The organism is Leeuwenhoekiella parthenopeia, from assembly GCF_020782115.1.
Lineage (GTDB): Bacteria > Bacteroidota > Bacteroidia > Flavobacteriales > Flavobacteriaceae > Leeuwenhoekiella > Leeuwenhoekiella parthenopeia.
In genome coordinates this window covers 334,779-344,125 of record NZ_JAJGMW010000001.1, presented here as the reverse complement: position 1 = coordinate 344,125, position 9,347 = coordinate 334,779, and the positions used below count along the sequence as shown (strand labels likewise).

Below are 9,347 nucleotides of genomic sequence, written 5' to 3'. Positions count from 1 at the left end.
CTCTTTGAGAGCTTCTAAAACCACTTTGGTCTTGAACTTGGGTGTGAATTTTCTTCGTGTCATAAAACAGTAAATTTAAAGTTATTTTGGAACTTAAATTACTGTCCTAATTTTTGGGGGATGCTCAATCTTTCTCTTTTAAAGTTTAGCTATTTATACTTCGGCTTAGTTTACCACGCCACCGGTCACAGACTGGCGGGAGCTTGGAGTTTTTACTCAATTTTTATACACCCTTTTTTATCTCTGGGTCTTTTACTTTTTAATAAATAACAATAACTATTATCTTGAGGGATAGCTATATAGTTTGAACTATTCTCGTTTAATAATTTTTCTTCCTTAATTAATCTCAGTTTCCAATTAGGGAAATTGTTTTCAGGATTAAAATTATCAGCTATTTCCTTCAAATTGTTGGTTTTAAGTTTATGAATTAAAATTTTGAAATATTCGCTAAATTCAGAATGAATCAAATATTCAATCTCACGATATTTGTCTATCAATCTTCTCTTATCACTATCTACAACATTCCAAAATGACCACCAGTAGTGATAAAATTCATATCTACCATTAACCGATATAGTCAATAAAGCTCTTCTTAAATCATTTGTTAAGCATGCGTCAGAACTTAAGTTGCTTAAGAATACTGTTTTAATTTCTTCTAAAAATTTAGTGTCAATATTGTCTTGTTGTTTGTTAATATCTAAACAGTAAAAAATAAAATCAATTCTTCCCCTTAGTAAGTCTGTATCCTCTAACTCAAAAAGTGTTTTTTTAGTGTCAGGGTTTTTGAAAATGATTTTAGCTTTAAATTTCTCCTCTTCAACTTGTTCTTTGGCAAATGTTGAATTTAGATTTCTAATTTCTGACAAATGGCCATAAATATCGTTACAACCTTTTGACAATTCAGATATTAAATAAATAACTCCATCAAATGTTGCAGGACTCCTTACGATGTCTGGTCTCTTACCGCTTTTTTCTATGTCACCTCGAGAAACAATGTTTCTTACTACCCTCATCCATTCCAGGTATTTTTGAGTATCTACATTTTTTACTTTTCTGAAATACTCTAGTTGAGCAAATAGAAGTACCTTCTGAGTATATGAGGCATCTGATTCAAGAGTAATAGTTTTTACTAAACTTTCTTTTGGTTCATGTCTAAAAAGTGGAAAGTTGAATTTAATTGCTTCTATTTCAATAAAGTGATCATTTATAAGGTTAAGACATTCAACTAGATATTGGAAATCATCAAGTGAAAAAAGTTTTGGAGATATATTATTTGAATCCTCTTGTAACTTTGAGATGATTCTCAATCTTTCTTCTGTTTTTTTATTTCTTTCAACGGATTGTCTAACCATTAATAGGGTAGAAATGAAGTTTACAAACGAAGCATCAACTGTATTATCTTTTCTGAAATGCTTCCAAAATAAATCCGTCCAAGCAGTATCTATCCTAAACGCAAATGATTTTGTGAAGTCCGAATATGACTCCCATTTTTCATCTCTAATTCTTTTCTCAAATCCAGCTTTAAAGTTTTCAAATGTTGAAAGCAATTTCCCTCTAGCATTCATTTTGATGTAGAGATCATCGGTTAAGCCAATATTTTCTAATTCAACGTGATAAAATTGTATTAAATCAAATTCTTTAGAGGTTAATTTATACCAAAGATTAGGTATGTTATAGAATTGATGATGAATATCGTCTATTGTTCTAAGCATTGCATCAATTGTAGGGTCATTCTTCCATGATAAATAAAACCAAGGTGAATCGATGATGACTTCACTCGGAGATATGTCTCTTGATAAGTTAAAACTGTTATCGATTAAGGAATTGCAAAAATCTCGCGAAGAAATTCTTGTTTCATATGTGAACTTTATTAAGATGTTTTTTTCATCGACTAACTTATTATCTTTTTGTGCTGCGTACCAATGTAAAAGAAATAGAGTTGTTAATCTTTGTTGTCCATCTAATGGTTGAAATGAATCGTCTGTATTACTACCATAAACGAAGTCAAGCATTATTTTTTCTTCTTTGTCAATGCTTTCATACAAAGCCTCTAAAAAATTCTGTCTTATTTTCTTTTTATCTTTTCTTCCTTGTGCATAATCACGCTGGATGATAGGGATTTCGATTTTAGTTGATGCAAGTAGTTCATAAAAACTGAAGATTTTACCTTTATACTTTTCGTTTTGCATAGAATTTAAGATAAGTAAGAATTTAATACTTTATTCAAATCATTCTCGTAATTTTCACGGTCTTCTTGGGACCAAAATGAAATTTTGGGAGGATATTCACTAAAATATTTTAAAAAAACATTCTTTGTGCAGATAGGAATAAAAACGCCTTCCTTATCACGATTTATAATTGTTTTTCTCTTGAAGGGAAACACTGCATTTTTGTAGCTTCTGTTTGTTCCAGCATCTAGCAATGTAAGGTTTGACAAATCATTAATGTCATCATCCTCTCTTAACTCAGAATTAAAATATGTAATAACTTCCTCGAATAAAGATTTAAATCCTTCGTCATCTTCTTCTTTCCAATTGTTTATCTTTTTTCTTAGACCCTTTTCTATTTTACTTTCATTACCAATAAATACAATAGCATCATCAATCCATTGCTTTTTATTTTTTTCAGGTAATTTATCCTTGACAGAGGTAATATGTTCAATATCCCATTTTTCATTTTTATATAAGTCGAAGGGAAAGTAGGAGTTGTCTTTTGAACTGGCTAGCATAGTTAGGATATTGTAAAGCAAAAGTATTTTTCTAACCTCATTTCCGTCAGAGTATTGAAGTTCATTGATGTCAACATTTTTTAGATCCTTCTTGATAAGTTTATCTAAATAGTCCTTAAACTCAGATTTACTTATGTCATCAGACTTGTTATAAAGTTCTTTGATACTTGTAGATTCTGTGCTAATTAGAAAACCAATTTTATGATAAAGTTCCCTTTCATTAAACCATTCACTAAATCGTTGAAAATACCTTTTTACTTCATTCCAGTTTTGTGTCAACTCTTCATTACTACCTTTTGAAAATTTCTTACTGAAATATCTAAAAGTATCATAATTGTCATTAGGGTCTGGGTCTTCATTCATTAAGTTGAAAATGAATTCTATTCTGTTTGTCGCAACGTAGTTTTGATTTAAAAAGAACCAAAATTTGTCATTTTGTAATGAGCTTTCAATGTTATCCCATTCAGTTGCGATTTCTAATTGCCGTAACCTGAGCTTATTTTCCTGATTTTTAAAATTTGAACTATTAAGAAAAAGTGCTTTTATTAATTCAGAATTTGTTAATGGAATCTTTCCAATATTAATTCTTGTGAAAATTGAAATAGAATCAGTCTCATTACTTAAATACCAGATGACTTTAGAGTTAAATTTAAATTTTGAGCGAAAATCACCTGTGTCAAAATTTAAACTTCCTTTGTTTTCAAACCATTCAGTAATTGCCCTGAAAGCATTTGAGATATAATAATAGTCAATATTCGAATTGTTATCGATACCGTCTTCTAATCGGCTTAAAAAGACTTTTGAACCACTCCTCGTTTGGTAATCTAATTGAAATAACTTATCTCTTTTTTTCTCAACAAAGTCTTGATTTAAGTAATAGAGTATCAAGTATATAGTTGTAAGTCTTTGTTGTCCATCTATTACTTCATATTTGTCATGCTCAAGTTTCTTTACAACAATTGGTTGAAGACAATACCAAGTTTTTTCATCACTATGCTCATCTATTAATCTAGGTGTGAAATTTGAAATATCATTTAATAACTCCACAACTTCTTTAGGACTCCATCTATAACCTCTTTGGTATGATGGTATGAAGAAATTGAATTCTTGAAGTTCACTTATCGTTTTTAACTCTAATATATTATCCATTTCAGTTTCATTTTGGGCATTATCCACAACTCATTATTTAAACACTTAATACGTACATATCCCTTCAAAATATAGAGAATATCAACACTTTAGAGTTGGATCTATAAAAATAGACTTTTGTCTTTGAAGTAGTCTACAGAATCCTGTAATCCCTTTGATTAAAATTAAAAAAAGGGGAATAACCCCCTTAGAACACCTCTTTATTATTCTGTTTTCAGTTTCCTTTGGTTTTTGTTCGAGAAACTCCCCCTTTTACCGAAGCCCTCTTGAAGGAGACCGTAACGAAACTCGAAGAGATCATTACCCTATAAATGCCACTTTTTTCTTAAGCGTGGCTTACAATAGTGGGCCACCAGTCACAGACTCGCGGGAACGAGGGATACGGGCAAGTCATAACATTGGTTTTTCCATTGTGCCTTAAAATCGCCCGGCAACTATGATATTTTATATTGGTTTAGAAAGAATATTTTTAACAGTCGTATTAATGTTAGAATATTCTGTATATCTTTAAGAGATATAAGTCCAATATATAATTTATAGAACTTACCTTTAACTTTTTGTAAAAAAGTTAAAATGAGCGAAACTATTTCGGTAGTAAAATCAGAAGAATTTAAAAAAGTCCCCCATTTATTGAAGTATATGGGGTCAAAGCGTGAAATAATTGATTTCGTTATAAATTCTATTGAATCCATTGATTCTGATAGTGAATGGCTATGTGATTTATTTAGTGGTACTGGTGTAGTAGGGGGCTCCTTAAAAGATAAATATAAGGTTCATGCAAACGATGTTCAGGAATATTCGTCTATTATGTCTAATACCTATTTGCGTAATTTGAAAGGACAAATATCTATTTCCTGTCTAGTTGAAATAAAAGAGAAGGTATTACATTTCGTAGACGAATTTAAAAATAAATTTCCTTACCATAATTTTGACTATTCTAACATAGATTCATTTAGTGACCTTGAGTTATTAGAAAAAAAACAGCAAACCTTAATAAATAATAATTTTGATTTTGGTTTTCATTTGTTTACAAAATACTATTCAGGTACATATTGGTCATACAATCAATGTGTTTGGATTGATTCAATAAGAGCTGTTGCAGAGTTATATAAATCTAAGCCACAATATTATCCAATTCTTTCCTCTCTAATATTTGCAATGTCCTATGTATCACAAAGTACAGGCCATTATGCACAATATAGAGATGTGACTGAAGATAATATGAAAGATATTTTAAGCTATAGAAATAGGGAATTGTGGCCGTATTTTCAAAAAAAGTTTAAAGAGCTAATTAAAACAGTAAATGGAAACTCAAATGAGTTTCGAGTTACAACTTTAGACTATACGGATTGTTTGCGGATTATAGATGAAGGCTCAATTATTTACGCAGATCCTCCTTATCAATCCGTGCATTATTCACGATTTTATCATGCTCTCGAAACTCTAGTAAAATACGATTATCCCTCTATTAAATTTAAAGGAAGATATAGAGAAGATAGACATCAATCTCCTTTTTGTAAAAAAACTACTGTAAATAAAGCTTTTAAGTTATTGTTCGAAGGAGCTTTTTCAAAGAAGGCAAATCTTGTTTTAAGTTACTCGGATACTGGTATGATAAGTTTAGATACAATACTTAATGTTGCTAACAATAGTTTTACCAATTATAAAACAGAAGTACTTATCAAAGATCATGTGCACAGTAATATGGGTAGAAGTGAACAAAGATCTCAAGATGTAAAAGAATATATCATATTATTTAAATATAATTAATATGTGTGCATTTAATAATGTGAAAACCTCGTGGACAAAGTATGATATAGTCTTGGTCATGGATGTTATTTCAAGTGTCGAAAAGATAAAGGCATACTTGGCTAAGGAAATTGTTATTGATGAACCTATTTTACGATCTTTTCTGGGAATAAATAAACTAACAGATCCTATTCCAAATCATTGGATAGATATTCAAAAATATCCGAATGAAAAAAAATTATTTGCTCTATTAAGTGTGCTATTCACACATGGAGATATAATTGAAATGTTTGCCGATAAATTTTCCAATGTTAAAATGGGAGGTGTATTTATTATTTCTAAAGGTAAAATTTATACTAACATTAGAAGTGCTTTAGTAGAATCTGGTGCTTCATTATCCAACTATAGAAGAGAAAATCGAGTTCCATATGATTTTTCATTATTATTTAAAAATGGGGATGTAGGTAAATTATTTAAAAATGTACTAAAAGAAAGGATCAGTAGAGTAAGTAGATCAAAAGATTTAAAAGACATAGAGTTTTATAAATTTTGTTTTGATAATAAATTTAATAAAGCTGTTGGTTTATCTCGCGAAGAGCTCCAAAGATGGTTAGAAGGAAGTCCAATTTATTCTATTGGTGAGGGCGCTAAATATATAAAAAATGTTCAGATAAGAGATTTTTATTCTATAAAAGAGGTTAACTTAAAGTTTGAAAATTCAAAAGAGATATATTTTCTAGGTGAAAATGGAGATGGAAAATCTCTGATTTTAATGGCTCTTTATTTGACTTTTAGAATGAACTTCATAAATGGAGTTAATAATATAGAAAATATTGCTAGGGTAATTAATATCATTAAAGAAAATCAGAAATTTTCTCCCTTAGGTTTTGATAACATAAATAAACAATATGGTATAGGAAATAATACCTTTTTAGATAATGTGTTTGCATATGGCACCCATCGTGGCCGTTTTTCAACTGATGAAGCAGAAGAGTTAGGATTTATGTCTTTATTTGATGAAGACCAAACTCTCCTCAATCCAGTTACTTGGCTTTCTCGCCAAAAAGCAATAGAATTAGAAAAATCAAATGAATCTCCGGGTTATACTGATGATTCATTTTTATTGGGACTTTCTATTAATGGCTTAGAAAAAATGCTAAATGAATTACTGGAAAGAGAGGTTATAATTAAAGTATATACTGATAGAGTAGAATTCACAGAAAAGGGAGCACGGCCAATATCGTTTTATCAATTGTCTGAAGGCTATAAAGGGGTAATTATATTTGTGTGTGACTTAATATTCAGATTATCTAAGAATATGAAGTCGAGTGAATCCATAACTAATTCTAGTGGCGTAGTTCTTGTTGATGAAATCGACCTTCACTTACACCCTAAATGGCAACGAGTATTAATCGGAAAATTGCGTAAGGTTTTTCCTAACATTCAATTTATTTTCACTACTCATAGTCCTACTATAATTCAGGGGGCATCTGAAGAAGCTATAATTTATAGGGTATTCAGAGATTTAAAAACTGGAGAAACAAAAGTTAGTGATCCATATTTCAGGAAAAACCTAGATCATTTAATGATAAATACCCTTTTGACTTCTCAATTATTTGGGCTTTCTGATTCTAGAATGAATGAAGATAATGATTTTGCAGATACCAGTGAAACTTATCTAATATATCGGATAAATAAAGTGCTTGAAAATGAATTAAATAAACAAAAGGCTGAGGGAAAAGAATTTTTTAAAGACGAAGAAATAGATAATATTATTGAGGAAATATTAAAAGAGGATTTAAATAAAAATGATAAAAATTAAAAAAAACTTAGAAGAAGTACCAATTTCATTAATTCCTGCTTTTAACGATTTATTTTTAAAGACGGGCCAAATCCCTCAAACTACTTTTACTACTCATCAGAAGCGAATGGACATTATAAAAAATAAAACATATAATGATAAGTATAGTGAGAGATACAAATTAGACGATGTTCGTGATTCACTTATTGCTATTTATAAATATAAATGCGCTTACTGTGAACAAAAAATGGAACGATATAACGTAGAGCATTATAGACCCAAAAAAATCTATTATTGGCTAGCTTTTTCATGGGATAATTTAATTATGGCTTGTCCAACTTGTAATGGATATAAAGGTACCCATTTTGATTTACCCATAGGTAATACAAGAATATCTTTTAAGAATACTGAAGCTAATATTCGTTTAATTAATTTGAGCTCTAGTAAATATGATGCAATTGAAAAACCTAAACTGGTAAATCCTGAGGTAACAGACCCGTCTGGATTAATTAGGTTTCAAATATCAGGAAGGATAGAATCACAAGATGAGCGATTTAAATATACTATTGCTAAATGTCAAATTGATAGAAAGTATTTAAATGATGATAGGCGAAAGATTTTAAATGTATTTAAAAGAGATATTTGTAGTGCAATGCTTATTTCTGATTCAAATGAACGATTACTTTGTATAAAAATGATCGTTTCTAAATTCATCAATGATTCTAGAGATGAAGAGCTACCTTTTTTGGCGTTTAGGAGATTTGCTATTGAAAATATGTGGTTAAATAATTTTATAAAAGAAATGAATTGAGAAAATAGTAAGAATTGAAAGAAAATAATTTTAGGTAAAATTACTTAGTATCATAAGTATCATCTAATTTACTTCCATACAACCGCTCCACTTCTTTGAAGAATTGAGAGAGTTTAACTCCTTTATAGAAGCATATTGTACTTAGAGTGTAGAGTGGGATATGATATCCTTCTGGTCGTGTCATTATTTTTTCAACTGTATGATAATGAATACCAAATTCATCAGCGATTTTTTTTGGCTTTTCATCAAGAAGACCAGAAAACCAATTTTCTCTAATAAACTTGCAAACGAATTTGTCAACGTTATAAACTCGCCTATTTTCCTTATTAGAATTATTATCTGACATCTCTACAAAAGAAAAGACATTTTAAAATTATTTACAGCACGGTCGTGCTATATAAAAAGTTTTTCTTTATATTTACTTCATAATTATATATTTGCGAAACTTCTGAAAGTAACATATTAGAAGCATTCGCTTTGAATCTCGACTTGAAAACTGGTAATTTAATACGTACGAGAGGATAAGCAGGGATGCTCACAACCCGGGTGTGAGTGTGCCGCTTATTGTACGTAGGTATACCAGTACCCCAAGTCGATAAGTTGAGCCCTCGCACCTTTTTTGTTTTAAGGTTTTGCAAAACTTCAACTTATTTCTTCAAAGTCGTTTTCTTCTCTATATAAAGCTTCGCACCCCTAAACTCCCCCTACATTAATTTAGGCCAAAATGGTCAACATCCCGCACAGGGTGAGGTGTTTAATTTTTTAAAGTGATTTTGCCTATGGTATATACGAGGTGTTGTATTTGTTTTTCACGATAGCATTAGCTTGATCTGAGGAGATTTTTAGGTACTATAGCATGTTTTGTTCATTTTCTTTAGCTCGCTGTAGCTTATTGGTTTTGAAGCTCGTGAATCTCCTATCGTCGATTTGCATTGTCCAAAGAAAAGTAACAAAAGAAAGGACACTTTTTAATCTGTATCGCTTATTGGTTTTGGACAGATAGAATGTGCCTATAGTAATTGGAGTTCTGTAGGATCATTTAGATTGGGCACATTTCTTAGGTATTTTTCGCCTCAGGGCGAAAACCGCAAGAAGTCCCCTAAATTTTT

Annotated in this window: 6 protein-coding genes; 3 read left to right on the top strand and 3 right to left on the bottom strand. The window is 30.3% G+C overall.

Annotation, left to right across the window (positions count from 1 at the left end; all coding sequences use genetic code 11):
• Positions 1-212 precede the first annotated feature (212 nt).
• Both LLW17_RS01100 and LLW17_RS01095 read right to left on the bottom strand, forming a co-directional pair.
• Positions 213-2,189: a DUF262 domain-containing protein gene (locus LLW17_RS01100; protein WP_228228424.1), complete on the bottom strand. Its 1,977-nt coding sequence runs from the start codon at positions 2,187-2,189 to the stop codon at positions 213-215.
• A 5-nt stretch (positions 2,190-2,194) separates the two neighbouring features.
• Positions 2,195-3,904, bottom strand: a complete 1,710-nt coding sequence (locus tag LLW17_RS01095; protein ID WP_228228423.1) for a DUF262 domain-containing protein — start codon at positions 3,902-3,904, stop codon at positions 2,195-2,197.
• 546 nt (positions 3,905-4,450) lie between these two features.
• Between LLW17_RS01095 and LLW17_RS01090 the strand changes: the two genes are divergently transcribed.
• From LLW17_RS01090 to LLW17_RS01080, 3 genes are read left to right on the top strand one after another with little or no spacing between them, the layout of a single operon-like run.
• A complete protein-coding gene (locus tag LLW17_RS01090) occupies positions 4,451-5,647 on the top strand; it encodes a DNA adenine methylase (protein WP_228228422.1) in 1,197 nt (398 codons plus the stop codon).
• Between the two features lies 1 nt (position 5,648).
• On the top strand, positions 5,649-7,448 hold the full coding sequence (locus LLW17_RS01085) for an AAA family ATPase (RefSeq protein WP_228228421.1): 1,800 nt from the start codon (positions 5,649-5,651) through the stop codon (positions 7,446-7,448).
• A complete protein-coding gene (locus LLW17_RS01080; protein ID WP_228228420.1) occupies positions 7,435-8,238 on the top strand; it encodes a retron system putative HNH endonuclease in 804 nt (267 codons plus the stop codon). Before LLW17_RS01085 ends, LLW17_RS01080 begins: the two co-directional genes overlap by 14 nt.
• Positions 8,239-8,278: 40 nt before the next feature.
• Here the strand turns inward: LLW17_RS01080 and LLW17_RS01075 are convergent, their stop codons facing one another.
• Positions 8,279-8,584: a hypothetical protein gene (locus tag LLW17_RS01075; RefSeq protein WP_228228419.1), complete on the bottom strand. Its 306-nt coding sequence runs from the start codon at positions 8,582-8,584 to the stop codon at positions 8,279-8,281.
• Positions 8,585-9,347 lie beyond the last annotated feature (763 nt).

Excerpts from the sequence above, each read along its gene's own strand:
- LLW17_RS01075 (WP_228228419.1), bottom strand. The coding sequence starts at position 8,584 with ATGTCAGATAATAATTCTAATAAGGAAAATAGGCGAGTTTATAACGTT.
- LLW17_RS01085 (WP_228228421.1), top strand. The coding sequence starts at position 5,649 with ATGTGTGCATTTAATAATGTGAAAACCTCGTGGACAAAGTATGATATA.
- LLW17_RS01080 (WP_228228420.1), top strand. The coding sequence starts at position 7,435 with ATGATAAAAATTAAAAAAAACTTAGAAGAAGTACCAATTTCATTAATT.
- LLW17_RS01100 (WP_228228424.1), bottom strand. The coding sequence starts at position 2,189 with ATGCAAAACGAAAAGTATAAAGGTAAAATCTTCAGTTTTTATGAACTA.
- LLW17_RS01090 (WP_228228422.1), top strand. The coding sequence starts at position 4,451 with ATGAGCGAAACTATTTCGGTAGTAAAATCAGAAGAATTTAAAAAAGTC.